The 17,622-nt window shown below is 67.4% G+C and carries 14 protein-coding genes and 1 pseudogene; 11 read left to right on the top strand and 4 right to left on the bottom strand.

The annotated features are described in order from the left end of the window. From E5198_RS16695 to E5198_RS16685, 3 genes and pseudogenes are all read right to left on the bottom strand, one after another. Positions 1 to 380, bottom strand: a pseudogene (locus E5198_RS16695) (SPOR domain-containing protein); the annotation flags it as partial. 4 nt (positions 381 to 384) lie between these two features. After that, positions 385 to 2,124, bottom strand: a complete 1,740-nt coding sequence (argS, locus tag E5198_RS16690; RefSeq protein ID WP_136491097.1) for an arginine--tRNA ligase — start codon at positions 2,122 to 2,124, stop codon at positions 385 to 387. 96 nt (positions 2,125 to 2,220) lie between these two features. Further along, positions 2,221 to 4,440: a primosomal protein N' gene (locus E5198_RS16685; protein WP_136491096.1), complete on the bottom strand. Its 2,220-nt coding sequence runs from the start codon at positions 4,438 to 4,440 to the stop codon at positions 2,221 to 2,223. A 200-nt stretch (positions 4,441 to 4,640) separates the two neighbouring features. On the opposite strand from E5198_RS16685, the gene rpmE reads away from it, so the two are divergent. From rpmE to E5198_RS16670, 3 genes are all read left to right on the top strand, one after another. Beyond that, positions 4,641 to 4,859 (top strand): 50S ribosomal protein L31, encoded by a 219-nt coding sequence (gene rpmE / locus E5198_RS16680; protein ID WP_136491095.1) that lies wholly within the window; start codon positions 4,641 to 4,643, stop codon positions 4,857 to 4,859. A gap of 3 nt (positions 4,860 to 4,862) precedes the next feature. After that, positions 4,863 to 5,690, top strand: a complete 828-nt coding sequence (locus E5198_RS16675) for a thermonuclease family protein (protein ID WP_136491094.1) — start codon at positions 4,863 to 4,865, stop codon at positions 5,688 to 5,690. A 181-nt stretch (positions 5,691 to 5,871) separates the two neighbouring features. Beyond that, positions 5,872 to 7,140 (top strand): malic enzyme-like NAD(P)-binding protein, encoded by a 1,269-nt coding sequence (locus tag E5198_RS16670; RefSeq protein ID WP_136491093.1) that lies wholly within the window; start codon positions 5,872 to 5,874, stop codon positions 7,138 to 7,140. Between the two features lie 59 nt (positions 7,141 to 7,199). On the opposite strand, the gene E5198_RS16665 is transcribed toward E5198_RS16670, so the two are convergent. Next, positions 7,200 to 9,611 carry a penicillin-binding protein 1A gene (locus E5198_RS16665; protein WP_136491092.1) on the bottom strand — a complete coding sequence of 804 codons (2,412 nt, stop codon included), beginning with the start codon at positions 9,609 to 9,611 and terminating at the stop codon, positions 7,200 to 7,202. A 181-nt stretch (positions 9,612 to 9,792) separates the two neighbouring features. Between E5198_RS16665 and E5198_RS16660 the strand changes: the two genes are divergently transcribed. The 8 genes from E5198_RS16660 to E5198_RS16625 all read left to right on the top strand — a co-directional run. Then, positions 9,793 to 10,857 carry a pilus assembly protein PilM gene (locus tag E5198_RS16660; RefSeq protein WP_136491091.1) on the top strand — a complete coding sequence of 355 codons (1,065 nt, stop codon included), beginning with the start codon at positions 9,793 to 9,795 and terminating at the stop codon, positions 10,855 to 10,857. Continuing rightward, a complete protein-coding gene (pilN, locus tag E5198_RS16655; protein WP_136491090.1) occupies positions 10,857 to 11,447 on the top strand; it encodes a type 4a pilus biogenesis protein PilN in 591 nt (196 codons plus the stop codon). The genes E5198_RS16660 and pilN overlap by 1 nt, the downstream gene beginning before the upstream one ends. Beyond that, on the top strand, positions 11,444 to 12,064 hold the full coding sequence (gene pilO / locus E5198_RS16650; RefSeq protein ID WP_136491089.1) for a type 4a pilus biogenesis protein PilO: 621 nt from the start codon (positions 11,444 to 11,446) through the stop codon (positions 12,062 to 12,064). Before pilN ends, pilO begins: the two co-directional genes overlap by 4 nt. Continuing rightward, positions 12,064 to 12,591 carry a type 4a pilus biogenesis lipoprotein PilP gene (gene pilP / locus E5198_RS16645; RefSeq protein ID WP_136491098.1) on the top strand — a complete coding sequence of 176 codons (528 nt, stop codon included), beginning with the start codon at positions 12,064 to 12,066 and terminating at the stop codon, positions 12,589 to 12,591. The genes pilO and pilP overlap by 1 nt, the downstream gene beginning before the upstream one ends. A 53-nt stretch (positions 12,592 to 12,644) precedes the next feature. Beyond that, the gene (pilQ, locus tag E5198_RS16640; RefSeq protein ID WP_136491088.1) at positions 12,645 to 14,762 is read left to right on the top strand and encodes a type IV pilus secretin PilQ; all 2,118 of its coding nucleotides are present in this window, start codon (positions 12,645 to 12,647) and stop codon (positions 14,760 to 14,762) included. Positions 14,763 to 14,765: 3 nt separating this feature from the next. Continuing rightward, complete coding sequence (gene aroK / locus E5198_RS16635) at positions 14,766 to 15,284, top strand: shikimate kinase AroK (protein WP_136491087.1); 519 nt, start codon at positions 14,766 to 14,768, stop codon at positions 15,282 to 15,284. Positions 15,285 to 15,382: 98 nt separating this feature from the next. Then, entirely contained in the window at positions 15,383 to 16,480 is a 1,098-nt protein-coding gene (gene aroB / locus E5198_RS16630; protein WP_136491086.1) for a 3-dehydroquinate synthase, read from the top strand. Between the two features lie 61 nt (positions 16,481 to 16,541). Continuing rightward, a partial coding sequence (locus E5198_RS16625; RefSeq protein WP_136491085.1) for an AAA family ATPase occupies positions 16,542 to 17,622 on the top strand: 1,081 nt, incomplete at its 3' end.

The following is a 17,622-nucleotide window of genomic DNA, read 5'->3' as shown; positions in this document are numbered from 1 at the left end:
GCCGGCTGCGGCGCGACCACCAGGCGCGGCGGCGGAGTGCGACCCTCCAGCAGCGCCTGGGCGCGGGCGGCCTCGGCGGCCTGGACCTGCTCGGGAGTCGGTTGCTCGCCGGGCAGGGGGGCCGGCGAGGCCTTGGTCAGCTCCTCGTAGAACTCGAACCTGGGGCGCTGCGGCGCCGCAGGCGCAGCCGGCTTGGCGGCGGCCTCCGCCGGCGCACGCCTGGCCTCGTCGCGCTTCGGCTCGAGCTGGGCGAGGAACACCAGGAAGCCGCCGATCGCCGCGCCGCACGCCAGCCAGATCCAGCCGGGTACCGGCTGGCGAGTCGACGGCGGTGGCGTGCGGCTGGCGCCGCGTGGCGCCTCCTTCTTGCTGTCGGACATGGGCTTACATGCGCTCCAGGGTGGTCAGGCCGAGCAGCTCGAGGCCCTGCTTGAGGGTACGGCCGGTCAGCGCGGCCAGGCGCAGGCGGCTCTGCTGCACCGCCGGGTCCTCGGCGGCGAGGATCGGGCAGTTCTCGTAGAAGCTGGAGAACAGCCCGGCCAGTTCGTACAGGTAGCTGCACAGGACGTGCGGCACACCCTTGGCGCCGACGCTGTTGAGCACCTCGCCGAACTGCGCCAGCTTGGCAGCCAGCGCCTGCTCCTGCTCGGCCTGCAGGTCGATCTGCCCGCCGATCTCGTCGATGCCCTTGCCCAGCTTGCGGAAGATGCTGGCGACGCGGGTGTAGGCGTACAGCAGGTAGGGCGCGGTGTTGCCCTCGAAGCTGAGCATCAGCTCGAAGTTGAAGCTGTAGTCGCTGGTGCGGTGCTTGGACAGGTCGGCGTACTTGACCGCGCCGATGCCGACGGCCTGGGCGATTCCTCGCAGCTCGGCCTCGTCCAGCTCGGGGTTCTTGGCCTTGACCAGGGCGTAGGCGCGCTGCTCGGCCTCGTCGAGCAGGTCGATCAGCTTGACGGTGCCGCCGTCGCGGGTCTTGAACGGGCGGCCGTCGGCGCCGTTCATGGTGCCGAAGCCCATGTGCTCGAGGTCCATGCCTTCATGGACGAAGCCGGCGCGGCGCGCCACCTCGAAGGCCATCTGGAAGTGCAGGGCCTGGCGCTGGTCGACGAAGTACAGGGCGCGGTCGGCCTTGAGGGTCTGGCTGCGGTAGCGCATGGCGGCCAGGTCGGTGGTGGCGTACAGGTAGCCGCCGCCGGCCTTCTGCACGATCACTGGCAGTGGGTTGCCCTCGGCGTTCCTGAACTCGTCCATGAACACGCACTGCGCGCCGTCGCTTTCGCTGAGCAGGCCCTTGGCCTGCAGCTCGCTGACGATCTGCGGCAGGTCGGCGTTGTAGGCGCTTTCGCCGCGCACGTCGGCCGGGCTCAGCTTGACGCCGAGGCGGTCGTAGACGGCCTGGCAGTGGCTCAGCGACACGTCGTTGAAGCGCTGCCACAGGCGCAGGCACTCGGCGTCGCCGGCCTGCAGCCGGACCACCAGGGCGCGGGCGCGGTCGGCGAACTCGGCGCTGTCGTCGAAGCGCTTCTTGGCCGCGCGGTAGAACTGTTCGAGGTCGGCCAGCTCGCTCTCGGCGGCGGCCGGATTCTCCTCGAGGTAGGCCAGCAGCATGCCGAACTGGGTGCCCCAGTCGCCGACGTGGTTCTGGCGGATCACGGTATCGCCGAGGAACTCCAGCACCCGGCCGACGGCGTCGCCGATGATGGTCGAGCGCAGGTGGCCGACGTGCATTTCCTTGGCCAGGTTCGGCGAGGACAGGTCGACCACCACGCGCTGGGCGGCGCCGCTCTTGCGCACGCCGAGCTGCGCGTCGGCCAGCGCGGCCTCCAGGCGCTCGGCCAGGGCGGCGCTGTTCTGGAAGAAGTTGAGGAAGCCGGGGCCGGCGATCTCCACCTTGCTGATGGCGGCATCGACCGGCAGCGCGGCGATCAGCTTCTCGGCCAGGTCGCGCGGTTTCATCCCGGCCGGCTTGGCCAGCATCATGGCGATGTTGCTGGCGAAGTCGCCGTGGGTCTTGTCCCGGGTGTTCTCCACCTGGATCGCCGGGGTCAGTCCCTCCGGCAGCACGCCTTCGGCGGTCAGGCGGGTCAGGGCTTGCTGGATCAGGTGGCGAATGCTGTCTTTCATCGGTGTGCTCTTCAGGCCGGGTGCGTGGGCGCCGGGGCGCTGCTCGAAAACCGTACATTATCCGTAGCCCGTCGGGGCTTGCCAACCGCCACCGGATCAGAACAGGTCGATCGGATCGACGTCCAGCGACCAGCGGACCTGGCGGTTGCCCGGCAGGCTCTCAAGGTCGAGCAGCCAGGGGCCGAGCAGGCGGTGCAGGGCGGCGCGGCCGGGGGCCTGCAGCAGCAGCTGGGCGCGGTGGCGGCCGGCGCGGCGCTCCATCGGCGCCGGCACCGGGCCGAGCACCTGCACGGCGGTCTCGCCGCTGTCCGCCAGGCGCTGCTCGGCCAGACTGGCGGCCTGGTCGAGGAATGCCTCGGCCTGCGCCATCTGGTGGGCGTCGGCGCGCAGCAGGGCCAGGTGGCTGAACGGCGGCAGGCCGGCGGCGCGGCGTTCGCTGAGCGCCTGGGCGGCGAAGGCGAAGTAGCCCTGCTCGGTGAGCTGCACCAGCAGCGGGTGGTCGGCCAGGTGGGTCTGGATCACCACCCGCCCCGGCGCCTCGGCGCGGCCGGCGCGGCCGGCGACCTGGACGATCAGCTGGGCCATGCGCTCGCTGGCGCGGAAATCCGCGCTGAACAGGCCGCCGTCGGCGTCGAGGATGGCCACCAGGGTGACCCTCGGGAAGTGGTGGCCCTTGGCGAGCATCTGGGTGCCGACCAGGATGCACGGCTCGCCGCGCTGGATGGTGGCGAACAGCTGCTCCATGGCGCCCTTGCGCGCGGTGCTGTCGCGGTCGACGCGCAGTATCGGGTAGTCGGGGAACAGGATGCGCAGGCGCTCCTCGCTGCGTTCGGTGCCGACGCCGACCGGGCGCAGGTCGACGTGCTGGCACTGCGGGCAGGCGGCTGGCGGCTTCTCGCGGTGGTCGCAGTGGTGGCAGCGCAGCTCGCCGGAGCGCTGGTGGACGGTCAGGCGCGCGTCGCAGCGCGGGCACTTGGCCATCCAGCCGCAGTCGTGGCACAGCAGGGTGGGGGCGAAGCCGCGGCGGTTGAGGAATACCAGCACCTGCTGGCCGGCGGCCAGGGTCTCGCCGATCAGCCGCTGCAGCGGCGGCGAGAGGCCGCTGTCCAGCGGCCGGCTGCGCACGTCGAGGCGCTCGAAGCGCGGCTGGCGGGCGCCGCCGGCGCGCTGGTTCAGGCGCAGCAGGGCGTAGCGGCCCTGCTCGGCGTTGTGCAGGCTTTCCAGCGACGGCGTGGCCGAGCCGAGCAGTAGCGGCACCCGCTCCAGGCGCGCGCGCATCACTGCCAGGTCGCGAGCGTGGTAGCGCAGACCTTCCTGCTGTTTATAGGAGGCGTCGTGCTCCTCGTCGACGATGATCAGCCCCGGCGCCCTGAGCGGGGTGAACAGCGCCGAGCGGGTGCCGATGACGATCTGCGCGTGGCCCTCGCGGGCAGCCTGCCAGGCTTCCAGGCGCTCGCGGTCGGTCAGTCCCGAGTGCAGCAGGGCGATCCGCGCGTTGAAGCGGCGGGCGAAGCGCTCGAGGGTCTGCGGACCAAGGTTGATCTCCGGGATCAGTACCAGCGCCTGCTTACCGGCCTCCAGCGTCTCGCGGATCAGCTGCAGGTAGACCTCGGTCTTGCCGCTGCCGGTGACCCCGGCCAGCAGGCAGGGGTGGAAGCGTCCTGCGCCTGCGCGCACCGCCTCGAAGGCGCTGCGCTGCTCGGCGTTGAGCGCCAGCTCCGGCTGCAGCAGCCAGGCGCCGTGGTGCTCGGGAATGCTCGGGCGGCGGCGGATCACCTCGACCAGGCCCTTGTCGTGCAGCAGCTTGAGGCTGTCGCGCGACAGCTGGAACTGCTCCAGCAGGCTCTGGTTGATGCCGTGCGGGTGCTGGGCCAGGGTGGCCAGCGCCTGACGCTGGCGCGGCGCGCGGGTCAGGCGCGGGTCGTCGAGACGGGCGCCGGTCGCGGCCTGCCAGATGCGTTCCTCGCCGCGCTCGGCCGATTCGCCCTGGCGCAGCAGGTTGGGCAGCGCCCAGCTGAAGGTGTCGCCGAGGCTGTGCTGGTAGTAGCTGGCGGTCCAGCGGCACAGCTCGAGCAGCGCCGGCGGCAGCACCGGGCGGCGGTCGAGCAGGGCGACGGCTGCGCGCAGGCGTTCCTCCGGCACCTCGCTGTGGGCGATCTTCTCCACCAGCACGCCGACTAGCTCGCGGCGGCCGAACGGCACGCGCAGGCGTACGCCGGGCACGAGCAGGGTCGGGTCGCAATCGGTGGGCGCGCGGTAGTCGAACAGGCGGCGCAGCGGCGAGGGCAGGGCGAGGCGCAGGATGGGCAGGGTCACGCAGGGGCTCCGCAGGCGAAGGCCGGCGATCTTAGCACGCAGGCACTGCGCCGCCGTGACGGCCGGATGCTTGCATCGGATAGGGCGTCTGTTATCATGCCGCCCTATTTTTCCGGGTGGCCTGGCTGCCCCGGTGAATTACCTCGTGCGGTGCCCGGCATGGTGTCGGGTGGCGGCACACCACCCCTGAGGATCCATAGATGAAACCGGAAATCCATCCCGCGTACGAAGAAGTCACCGCGACCTGCAGCTGCGGCAACGTGGTCAAGACCCGTTCCACCCTGTGCAAGGACCTGAGCCTCGACGTCTGCTCCGAGTGCCACCCGTTCTACACCGGCAAGCAGAAGGTGCTGGACACCGGCGGCCGCATCGACCGCTTCAAGCAGCGTTTCGCCGGCTTCGGTTCCACCAAGAAGTAAGCGATGCGCAGCGGGACTCGCCAGGCGTTTCCCGCAGCCACCAAAAAGGCGTCCCTCTGGGGCGCCTTTTTTGTTTGTGCTGCTTTTGCCCTGGCGCTGCCCGGCGCCCGGGCCGATGGCTGCTGGGCGCCGGGGCCGCTGCGCGAGGCGTCGGTGGTGCGGGTGGTGGACGGCGATACCCTGCGCCTGGGCGATGGCCGCAGCGTGCGCCTGATCGGCCTCAACGCACCGGAGCGGGGCCGCGATGGCCGCCCACCCGAGCCGTTCGCCGAGGCGGCGACCCGTCATCTCGAGCGTCTGGTCGCCGCCAGCGGTGGGCAGGTTGCCTTGGTCTCCGGCGTGCAGGGGCGCGATCGCTACGGCCGTCTCCTGGCGCATGCCTTCGGTCGTGACGGGCGCAACTGGGAGGCACAGCAGCTCGCCGCCGGTCTCGGCTTCGCCGTGGCGCTGGCGCCGAACACCGCGCTGGCGCAGTGCCAGTTCGCCGCCGAGGCGGGAGCCCGTGCGGGCGGCCGGGGAGTGTGGCGGCGCAGTCCGCTGATCGAGCCGGCGCAGCTGCGCCGCGCCGGCTTTGCCCTGGTGCGCGGGCGGGTGGAGCGGATCGAGCACAATCGCGGCGGAGTCTGGCTGGAGCTGGAGGGCGACCTGGTGCTGCAGGTTGCTCCGAGCGTGCTGGCACAGTTCGACGAGCACGCCCTGCGGAAGCTGCGGGGACAGATGGTCGAGGCGCGTGGCTGGGTGATCGAGCGCCGCCGGCGCGGCTCATCCGGGCAGCGGCAGGCGCGCTGGCTGTTGCCGCTCACCCATCCGGCGATGCTCGAGCGGCGCTGAAAAGGTGGGCCCGGGCAGCGCCGGGGCGGGCCGGCGAGGTGGCTGCGGGGCTGGCCGAAAGTGGCCCTTGACAGGCGGCTTCGAGGCTCTGCGGTGATGCTCTTGTGGGGCTTCGCGCTCTTGCCGTATGCTCGGGATCCCTGTCTGTACCTACATAACTATAGAAAGCGGAAGCACCAACATGTCTGATTTGAAAACCGCCGCGCTCGAGTACCATGCCCAGCCCCGCCCCGGCAAGCTGAGCGTCGAGCTGACCAAGCCCACGGCTACCGCGCGCGACCTGTCCCTTGCCTACAGCCCCGGCGTCGCCGAGCCGGTGCGCGAGATCGCCCGCGACCCCGAGCTGGCGTTCAAGTACACCGGCAAGGGCAATCTGGTGGCGGTGATTTCCGACGGTACCGCGATCCTCGGTCTGGGCGATCTCGGTCCGCTGGCCTCCAAGCCGGTGATGGAAGGCAAGGGCGTGCTGTTCAAGCGTTTCGCCGGTGTCGACGTGTTCGACATCGAGGTGGACGCCGAAAGCCCGCAGGCCTTCATCGATACCGTCAAGCGCATTTCCATCACCTTCGGCGGCATCAACCTCGAGGACATCAAGGCGCCCGAGTGCTTCGAGATCGAGCGCGCGCTGATCGAGCAGTGCGACATCCCGGTGTTCCACGACGACCAGCACGGCACCGCCATCGTCACCGCCGCCGGCATGCTCAATGCCCTGGAGATCGTCGGCAAGAAGCTGGAAGACGCGAAGATCGTCTGCCTCGGCGCCGGCGCCGCGGCCACCGCCTGCATGAAGCTGCTGGTCGCCATCGGTGCGAAGATCGAGAACATCTACATGATCGACCGCAAGGGCGTGATCCACGCCGGTCGCGACGATCTGAACCAGTACAAGGCGGTGTTCGCCCACGAGACCGACAAGCGCACCCTGTCCGACGCGATGGAGGGTGCCGACGTGTTCGTCGGCCTGTCCGGGGCCAACCTGCTGCCGCCGGAAGACCTGGCGCGCATGGCGCCCAATCCGATCGTGTTCGCCTGCTCCAACCCGGATCCGGAGATCAAGCCGGAGCTGGCCCGCGAGGTGCGCCCGGACGTGATCATGGCCACCGGCCGTTCCGACTACCCGAACCAGGTCAACAACGTCCTCGGCTTCCCGTTCATCTTCCGTGGTGCCCTCGACGTGCGCGCCACCCGCATCAACGAAGAGATGAAGATCGCCGCGGTCAACGCCATCCGCGAGCTGGCCAAGCTGCCGGTGCCGCAGGAAGTGTGTGCAGCCTACGGTGTCGACTGCCTGGAGTTCGGTCGCGAGTACATCATTCCCAAGCCGATGGATCAGCGCCTGATCCAGCTGGTGCCGGATGCGGTGGCCAAGGCGGCCATCGAGACCGGCGTGGCGCGCCTGGGCTATCCGGCGCACTATCCGCTGAAGTCGGTGGATGACGTGTTCGGCGCCTGATCGATCGGCAAGCCAGAAAAAAACCCGCCATTCGGCGGGTTTTTTCATGTCCGGGCGGGTCAGAACAGGTCGATGGGCACTGCAGCCGGCTCGCTGCCGAACTGGTCCCGGAAGCCGTCGCTGCTGACTTCCTGCGCCGGCTGCGGCGGTGCGTCCTTGTTGAACAGCTCGAAGAAGGCACCGCTGGCCCCCGCGGCGGCGGCGCGACCGGTGCTCGGGTCGATGCGCAGGCGCAGCAGGCCCTCCGGTTCCGGCGGCAGGTGCATCGGGCGGTCCTTGAGGGCAACGTCCATGTAGCGGATCCAGATCGGCAGGGCCACGGTGCCGCCATATTCGTGGCGGCCGAGGCTCTGCGGCTGGTCGAAGCCGGCCCAGGCGGTGGTGACGAAGTCGCCGTTGTAGCCGGCGAACCAGGAGTCCTTCTGCTCGTTGGTGGTGCCGGTCTTGCCGGCCAGGTCGCTGCGCCCCAGGCTCAGGGCGCGACGGCCGGTACCGCGATTGATCACGTCCTGCAGCATGCTGGTCATGATGTAGGCGGTGCGTGCATCGATCGCCCGCTGGGCCTGCTGGGCGGGTGCCGCCTGCGGGCTGTCGGGGGTGGGCGCAGCGTCGCTGGCCATCACCGGCGCCGGCTCCTGCGCGCTCGGTACCCGCGGCGGGTTGGCCTGGTACAGGGTCTTGCCGTCGCGGTCGTCGATGCGGGTGATCAGGTAGGGCTGCACCCGGTAGCCGCCATTGGCGAATACCGCGTAGCCGGTGGTCACCTCGAGGGGAGTGAGGTTGGCGGTGCCGAGGGCCAGGGAGAAGTTGCGCGGCAACTCCTCCGGGGGCAGGCCGAAGCGCTTGCCGTAGTCGAGGGCGTAGTCGATGCCGATTTCCTGCAGCAGGCGGATCGACACCAGGTTGCGCGACCTGAACAGGGCCTCGCGCATGCGGATCGGGCCGAGGAAGGTATTGTTGTCGTTCTTCGGACGCCAGACTTCGCCGCTGTAGGGGTCGACGAACTCGATGGGGGCGTCGTTGATCAGGCTGGCGGCGGTGAAACCCTTGTCCAGGGCGGCGCTGTAGACGAACGGCTTGAAGCTCGAGCCGGGCTGACGCTTGGCCTGGGTGGCGCGGTTGTAGTTGCTCTGCTCGAAGGCGAAGCCGCCGATCAGGGCGCGGATCGCACCATCGGCCGGGTCCAGGGAGACCAGCGCGCCCTGGGCCTGCGGCAGCTGGACGAAGCGCAGGGTGCCGTCGGCCTGGCGCTGCACGCGGATCAGGTCGCCTTTCTGCACCACGTCGGCCGGTTTGCTCGGCTGGCGGCCCAGGCTATTGTTGCCGAGGCGCGGGCGTGCCCAGCGCATGGTGTCCCAGGCCACGGCTTCCTCGCTGCCGCCGCGGGTCAGGATGCGGATGCCGTCGCTGTCGATGGCGCTGACGATCGCCGGCTCCAGGCCGCCGAGAGTGCGCTGTTCGGCCAGCCTGCCCAGCCAGCCTGTCGCGTCGAGCTGTGGCAGGCGTTGCTCCGGGCCGCGGTAGCCGTGACGCTGGTCGTACTCGATCAGGCCGTCGCGCAGGGCCTGGTTGGCCGCGCTCTGCAGTCTGCTGCTGACGGTGGTGTGGACACGATAGCCTTCGGTATAGGCGTCGCTGCCGAAGCGACCGATGATTTCCGCGCGGGCCATCTCCGCCACGTAAGGGGCCTCCAGCTCCGGCGGGCTGGCAGCCTGCTGGCGCACTTCGACGGGTTCGGCCAGTGCGCTCTGATAGCGCTGCAGGTCGATCTTGCCCAGCTCGCGCATGCGCGAGAGGATCCAGTCGCGGCGGATCTTGGCGCGCTCGGGGTTGACCACCGGATTGTAGCGCGAGGGAGCCTTGGGCAGGCCGGCGATCATCGCCAACTGGGCCAGCGACAGCTCGCCGATCGGCTTGCCGTAGTAGATCTGTGCCGCCGCCTCGATGCCGTAGGCGCGGTTGCCAAGATAGATCTTGTTGACGTAGAGCTCGAGGATCTCGTTCTTGCCGAGCGCCCGCTCGATCTGCAGTGCCAGGAGTATCTCGTTGATTTTCCTCGAGAAACTTCTCTCGTTGGAGAGGAAGAAGTTCTTCGCCACCTGCATGGTGATGGTGCTGCCGCCGGTCTGGATCTGCCCGCTCTTCAGCAATTGCGCCGCGGCACGCATCAGGCTCTTGACGTCGATGCCATGATGGCGGGCGAAATTGTCATCCTCTGCCGCCAGCAGGGCATCGATGAAGTCCTGGGGGATGTCGGCGAAGGCGATGGGGCTGCGGCGCATCTCGCCGAATTCGGCGATCAGCTTGGCGTCGGCGCTGTAGACGCGCAGCGGTACCTGCATGCGCACGTTGCGCAGCGTTTCGACGGAGGGCAGGCCCGGGCTGAGATAGAGGAAGGTGCCGCTGAAGCCGAGCAGCAATGCGCTGAGCAGGGCGACACAGGTCCACGACAGAAGCTTCAACAGACGCATTGGGAATCTGGCTTGTCCGGGGGGAAAGGCGGTGACTGGGCGGCAGGGAAAAGGCAAAAGCTGTTCACATTATAAGTGTTTTTTCCCCGAGGTAGCCATTTACCCCTCTGTCAAGTGGGGGTGTTTAATGCTGAAATACGCGAACCGTCCGTAACCATCGGATGCTGATAGGAAATTGGCCGTGCTAGGGCTCTTCAACAAGACCGCGAATACGCTATTGGGGATCGACATCAGCTCCACCTCGGTAAAGCTGCTGGAGCTGAGCCGCTCGGGGGGGCGCTACAAGGTTGAGGCCTATGCGGTCGAGCCGTTGCCGCCGAATGCCGTCGTCGAGAAGAACATCGCCGAGATCGAGGGTGTCGGTCAGGCGCTGAGCCGCGTGCTGGTCAAGGCCCGCACCGGGGTCAAGAACGCGGCCGTGGCCGTGGCTGGCTCGGCGGTGATCACCAAGAGCATCGAGATGGACGCCGGGCTGTCCGAGGACGAGCTGGAGAACCAGCTGAAGATCGAGGCCGACCAGTACATCCCCTATCCCCTCGAGGAGGTGGCCATCGACTTCGAGGTCCAGGGCCCGGCGCCACGCAACCCCGAGCGTGTCGAGGTGCTGCTGGCGGCCTGCCGCCGGGAGAACGTCGAGGTGCGCGAGGCCGCCCTGGCTCTCGCCGGCCTGACCCCTCGGGTAGTCGATGTCGAGGCCTATGCGCTGGAGCGCGCCTACTCGCTGCTCGAGCCGCGCCTGGCGGGCGAGCGCGACGAGCTGACCGTGGCGGTGGTGGACGTCGGTGCGACCATGACCACCCTCAGCGTGCTGCACAACGGCAAGACCATCTACATCCGCGAGCAGCTGTTCGGCGGCAAGCAGCTGACCGAGGAGATCCAGCGCCGCTACGGGCTGTCCTTCGAGGAGGCCGGTCTGGCCAAGAAGCAGGGTGGCCTGCCGGACGACTACGACAGCGAAGTGCTGCTGCCCTTCAAGGAGGCCGTGGTGCAGCAGGTGTCGCGCTCGCTGCAGTTCTTCTTCGCCGCCGGCCAGTACAGCGACGTCGACTGCATCCTGCTGGCCGGCGGTACGGCGTCCCTGCCGGATCTCGACCGGTTGATCCAGCAGAAGATCGGCACCCCCTGCGTGGTGGCCAACCCCTTCGCCGACATGGCGCTGGGCAGCAAGGTGAATGCCGCGGCGCTGGCCAGCGATGCGCCGGCGCTGATGATCGCCTGCGGCCTGGCGATGAGGAGTTTCGACTGATGGCCAGAATCAACCTTCTTCCCTGGCGCGAGCAGCGCCGCGAGGAGCGCAAGCAGCGTTTCCTGGTGGCGCTCGGAGCTGTGCTGGTGGGTGGTGCTGCGCTGGTGTTCGCCGGCGACCGCTACCTGAACATGGCCATCGAGCAGCAGAACGCACGCAACGACTTCGTGCGCAAGGAAATCGCCGTGCTGGATGGGCGGATCAAGGAGATCAGCGAGTTGCGGCAGCGCCGTCAGCAGTTGCTGGAGCGGATGAAGATCATCCAGGACCTGCAGGGCAATCGGCCCATCATCGGCCGGATCTTCGATCAACTGGTGCGTACCCTGCCCGATGGCGTGCACTTCACCGAACTGAAGATGACCGGCAAGAACATCGCCATCGGCGGCGCCGCCGAGTCCAACAATCGCGTGTCCACCCTGATGCGCAACCTGGATGCCTCCGAGTGGCTGGAGGCGCCCAACCTGACCGAGGTCAAGGCGGTGACCGCCGGCGCCGTGGACCAGGCCAACGTGTTCAAGCTGAGCGTGCAGCAGACCCAGCCCGAGAATGTTGACAAGTCCGTCGCCCAGCGAGGAGGTGCCAAGCAATGAGTCTGGCTGAATCCCTGGAAAGCCTGCGCAAGGTCAACTTCAACGAACTCGATGTCAACAATTTGGGGTCCTGGCCGGGGCCGGTTAAGGTCATCGCCGGCATCCTGCTTTTCGTGGTGGTACTGGCGCTGGGCTACAACTTCCATCTCATGGATCTGCAGGCGCAGCTCGACCAGCAGCGCAGCGAGGAGGAGCTTCTCAAGGAGCAGTTCGCCACCAAGGCCTTCCAGGCCGCCAACCTGGACGCCTACCGCCAGCAGATGGTGGAGATGGAGCAGTCCTTCGGTGCGCTGCTGCGGCAGTTGCCCAGCGATACCGAGGTGCCCGGCCTGCTCGAGGACATCACCCGCACCGGCCTTGGCAGCGGCCTGGAGTTCGAGGAGATCAAGCTGCTGCCGGAAGTCACCCAGCAGTTCTACATCGAGCTGCCGATCCAGATTCGTGTGGTCGGTGGTTACCACGATCTGGCCTCTTTCGTCAGTGGTGCCGCCAGTCTGCCGCGGATCGTCACCCTGCACGACTTCGAGATCAAGCCGCAGGGGGAGGTGGGCGATGCGAAACTGGCAATGAGCATCCTGGCCAAGACCTACCGTTACAACGACAAGGGGCTGAAATGATGAACGGCTCCCGCCTGATTATCGGCAGCCTGCTGCTGCTCAGTCTCACCGCCTGCGAGTCCTCGGGAGACTTCGCAGACCTGCAGGCCTACATGAACGAGGTGCGCGGACGTCCCAGGGGGGAAATCGAGCCGCTGCCCAAGTTCCAGCCCTACGAGGCCTTCACCTACAGTGCCGCGGCGATGCGCAGTCCGTTCCAGCCGCCGGTCAGGGTCGACCTGCAGAAGCGCCAGAAGGGCTCGGTGGAAATCAAGCCCGACGAGACACGGCCCAAGCAGTTCCTCGAGGGTTTCAACATTGAGGTGTTCCAGATGGTCGGCCTGTTGGCCAATGACAACGGCCGCTTCGCCCTGGTCAACGGTGCCGGCGGAGTGCACCGGGTCAAGGTCGGCGACTACCTAGGGCGCAACCACGGTCGCATCGTGACGATCGCCGACGAGCGCATCGAGGTCGTCGAAATTGTTCCGGACGGCGAGGGGGGCTGGCTCGAGCGGCCGCGCACCCTGACCCTCAAAGAGCGTTCCTGAGGGGGCTTCCACGCATGCACAATCCAATTCGGTCTGCACAACGGATTCAGACAATGAACACTTGCATTTCGCGCTTCAGCCTGTCGCTGCTGGCGGCGCTGCTTTCGCAGGCGACCCTGGCCGCCAACCTGCAGGGGCTCGATGTGGCGGCCCTGCCCGGGGACCGGGTCGAGCTGAAACTGGCCTTCGACGAGCCGGTGGCCGCCCCGCGTGGTTACACCATCGACCAGCCGGCGCGCATAGCCCTGGACCTGCCGGGAGTCAGCAACAGGCTTGGCTCGCGCAATCGCGAACTGGGCGTCGGTAATGCTCGCAGTGTGACTGTGGTCGAGGCCAAGGATCGTACCCGGCTGATCATCAACCTCAGCACCCAGGCTCCATACAGCACGCGTGTCGAGGGCAATAACCTGTTCGTCGTGGTTGGTGGCTCGGCGGCGGCCGCCGCCGGCAGCGTCAGTGCGGTTCCGGCGCCTGCGGCAGCCCGGCCGCTGGCCCAGGCTTCTCAGCCGTTCGTGCCGGCCGGCAAGGCGATCCGCAACATCGATTTCCAGCGCGGCGAGCAGGGTGAAGGCAATGTCGTCATCGACCTGTCCGAGGCTGGGATCGCACCCGATATCCAGGAGAGTGGCGGCAGGATCCGCCTCGAGTTTCCGCGCACCCAGTTGCCCGAGCAATTGCGTGCGCGCCTGGATGTGAAGGATTTCGCCACCCCGGTGCAGTTCGTCAACGCCTCCGTCAGCGGCGACAAGGCCACCATCGTCATCGAGCCGAGCGGCCATTACGACTACCTCGCCTACCAGACCGACAACCGGCTGACCATCAGCGTCAAGCCGCTGACTCAGGCGGACGTGGAGAAGCGCAAGGGCGAGCGCTTCGCCTATACCGGCGAGAAACTGTCGCTGAACTTCCAGGATATCGACGTGCGCTCGGTGCTGCAGTTGATCGCCGATTTCACCGACCTCAACCTGGTGGCCAGCGACACCGTGCAGGGCAATATCACCCTGCGTCTGCAGAACGTACCCTGGGATCAGGCGCTGGATCTGGTGCTGAAGACCAAGGGCCTGGACAAGCGCAAGATCGGCAACGTGCTGCTGGTGGCGCCGGCCGACGAGATTGCCGCCCGCGAGCGCCAGGAGTTGGAGGCGCAGAAGCAGATCGCTGAGCTGGCACCGCTGCGCCGGGAGTTGATTCAGGTCAACTATGCCAAGGCCTCCGATATCGCCACGCTCTTCCAGTCAGTCACCAGTGGCGAGGAGCAGGGCAAGGAACGTGGGTCGGTTACTGTAGATGACCGCACCAATAGCATCATCGCCTACCAAACCCAGGACAAGCTCGATGAGCTGCGTCGCATCGTTGCCCAGTTGGATATCCCGGTGCGCCAGGTGATGATCGAAGCGCGCATCGTGGAGGCCAATGTCGATTACGACAAGAGCCTCGGTGTCCGTTGGGGCGGCAACCTTTGGAAGGCTAACGATACCAAGTGGCGTGCCTGGGGTAAGGATGGCAACCTGGGAGTGGAGGATGGCGATGAGGGGCAGGTGGGACGGTTTCCCGGTACCCCCACGGTGCCAGTCAACAGCCCCTTCGTCGATTTGGGCGCGGCCGGAGCTACTTCGGGCTTCGGTCTGGGCTTCATCACCGACAACGTGATCCTCGATTTGCAGCTGACTGCCATGGAGGCGAGTGGTAATGGCGAGATTGTGTCCCAGCCCAAGGTGGTCACGTCCGACAAGGAAACCGCGAAGATTCTGAAGGGCTCGGAAGTGCCTTACCAGGAGGCCAGCTCCAGCGGTGCTACCAGCACTTCGTTCAAGGAGGCTGCGCTGGCCCTGGAGGTGACCCCGCAGATTACGCCGGACAACCGTGTCATGCTCGAGGTGAAAGTCACCAAGGATGAGCCTGACTTTGGTCGTGCCATCGGTGGCGTGCCTCCGATCAACAAGAATGAGGTCAATGCCAAAGTTCTGGTCAATGATGGTGAAACCATCGTGATCGGTGGTGTTTACTCCAATTCGCAAGGTAAATCAGTCGAGAAAGTGCCGTTCCTCGGAGATCTGCCATTCCTTGGTCGGCTGTTCCGCCGTGATCTGGTAAGCGACAGCAAATCCGAGCTGCTGATCTTCCTCACCCCGCGTATCATGGACACCCAGGCAATTTCGGTGAGTCGTTGATACGTGCGCAATGTGATACTCGTGGGCCCGATGGGGGCTGGCAAGAGCACCATCGGGCGTCTTCTGGCCAAGGAGCTGCACCTGCCGTTCAAGGATTCCGACAAGGAAATCGAGGTGCGCACCGGTGCGGACATCCCGTGGATCTTCGATGTCGAAGGCGAGCAGGGTTTCCGCGAGCGCGAGCAGGCGGTGATCGCCGACCTCTGTCATGAGGATGGCCTGGTGCTGGCCACCGGCGGCGGCGCGGTGTTGCGCCCGGCCAATCGCGAAGCGCTGCGCGCCGGTGGGCGGGTGGTCTACCTGCACACCTCAGTGGAGCAGCAGCTGGAGCGCACTGCGCGGGATCGCAATCGCCCGCTGTTGCGCACGGCCAATCCCGGCCAGGTGCTGCGTGAGTTGATGGCGCTCCGCGACCCCCTCTATCGCGAGATTGCCGACGTGATCATCGAGACCGACCAGCGACCGCCGCGCCTGGTGGTGCAGGAAGTGCTGGGCCGTCTGGAGCAGTTGCCCCCTCGTTGAGCGCTGGCGGCCGGCGTCTACGACCAAGGCGCAAGTCCGCTCCGAATGGGGGGCGAACTGCGCTATCCTAGTGGTCTTTTTCCATGAGCGGGGGCCACATGCGGACTCTTCACGTCGATCTCGGCGAGCGCAGCTATCCCATCTTCATTGGCGCTGGTCTGCTCGACCGGCGCGACTGCTTCACTCCCTACATTGCCGGCCGCCAGGTGGCGATCGTCACCAACCAGACGGTGGCGCCGCTGTATCTGCAGCGCCTGCTGGACACCCTGCAGGGCTACCAGGTGACGCCCATCGTCCTGCCCGACGGCGAGGCGTTCAAGAACTGGGAAACCCTGCAGCTGATCTTCGACGGTCTGCTCGAGGCGCGCCACGACCGGCGCACCACCCTGATCGCCCTCGGTGGCGGAGTGATCGGCGACATGGCCGGTTTCGCCGCCGCCTGCTACCAGCGTGGTGTCGATTTCATCCAGGTGCCGACCACCCTGCTGTCGCAGGTGGACTCCTCGGTGGGTGGCAAGACCGGTATCAACCACCCGCTGGGCAAGAACATGATCGGCGCCTTCTACCAGCCGAAGGCAGTGGTGATCGATACGGCGACCCTGGGAACCCTGCCGGCGCGCGAACTGTCGGCCGGCCTCGCCGAGGTGATCAAGTACGGGCTGATCTGCGATGAGCCGTTCCTTGCCTGGCTGGAACTGCACATCGATGCGCTGCGCGCGCTGGACGCCGAGGCGGTCAGCGAGGCGGTCGAGCGCTCCTGCGCGGCCAAGGCGCGGGTGGTGAATGCCGACGAGCGTGAGTCCGGCGTGCGCGCCACTCTCAACCTCGGCCACACCTTCGGCCATGCCATCGAGACCGAGATGGGTTACGGGGTCTGGCTGCATGGCGAGGCGGTGGCGGCCGGCACGGTGATGGCGCTGGAAATGTCCTGCCGTCTTGGCTGGATCGATGCCGCGGCTCGCGATCGCGGTATCCGCCTGCTGGCGCGCGCCGGTCTGCCGCTGGTGCCCCCGGCGGAAATGGGGCCGGAGGAATTCCTGCGCCACATGGCGGTCGACAAGAAGGTTCTCGATGGCCAGTTGCGTCTGGTGCTGCTGCGCCAGCTCGGCGATGCCGTGGTCACCGCGGACTACCCCCGCGAGGTTCTCGAGGCGACGTTGCGTACGGACTACGCTGCGCTGGTCCGTCAAGCATGAAGTGAGCTGATGGCCTCGGCGTTCGCGCCGGGGCTTTTTGTGCAAATGGGATGAGGCATTCATGACCAGCCTGCAGGCCGATGAGGCATTTGTTGAGCATTACCAGTTTACGCACGACCCCTTCACCCCTCGGGTGCCGGGCTTCAAGTTCTTTCCCGCGCAGCGCAAGCCGGTGCTGGCGCAGTTGCACCAGTTGGCGCGCTACAGCGCGCTGATGCAGGTGGTGACCGGCCCTCTGGGCAGCGGCAAGACGCTGCTGCGCCAGGCGCTGGTCGCCAGCAGCAACAAGAGCAGCGTGGTCAGCGTGCCGGTCTCGGCCCGCCAGGCAGCCAGCAGTCCCATGCTGCTGCGCGCCTTCAGCCACGGCCTGGGAGGCAGCTATCAGGATGTCGACGGCCTGCTCGGTCAGGTCGCCCGCCTCAATCAGGTCGGCCAGGAGGTCTACCTGCTGGTCGACGATGCCGAGAAGCTGCAGGACGAGGCGCTGGATACCCTGGCGGCCCTGGCGGCCGGGGACAGCGATGGTCGCGCCCATGTGTTCCTGTTCGGCGAGCCTGAGCTGCTGGCGCGTCTGGATGCCCGCGGCAGGGCCGCCAACTGCCATGTACAGCAGCTGCAGCCCTACACTCTGGCCGATACCCGTGCCTACCTGGCGCAACGCCTGGAAGGTGCCGGTCAGGAGCTGGAGCTGTTCGATGATGCGCAGATAGAGGAGATCCACGCCGAGTCGGGAGGTTGGCCGGGAGCGATCAATCGGGTTGCCCGGGAGGTGCTGGTCGAGGCCATGCTGGTCGAGCATCAGCCGCAGGCGCAGGCCGGTGGTGGCCTGAGCCTGCCGAAGAAGCACATCGTCGCCCTCGGCGTGGTGGTGGCCGGTGTGGCCCTGGCTCTGGTGATGAAGGGGGGCGCCCCGGAGCTGCCTCGGCCGGATGGCGTTCCGGCTGGTGAGTCTGGCGTGGCGAGCGCGCCGTCCATCGAGTTCGCCGGTGACGGCAAGGCGGTGCCGTTGCCGCTGGTCGGCCAGGGGCAGCCGGTGCCGCGCGAGCCGCTGGCGCGCGCCGCCGGACAGGCGGCGGTCGAGGAGCTGGATGCCGCCAACGCGGCCATGCCGCTGCCGGCGGCCGGCCAGCCGGTCACCCCGA

The organism is Pseudomonas sp. A-1 (assembly GCF_004801855.1).
GTDB lineage: Bacteria > Pseudomonadota > Gammaproteobacteria > Pseudomonadales > Pseudomonadaceae > Geopseudomonas.
The sequence above is the reverse complement of the archived record's forward strand: the minus strand, read 5'-3'. Positions and strand labels throughout refer to the sequence as shown.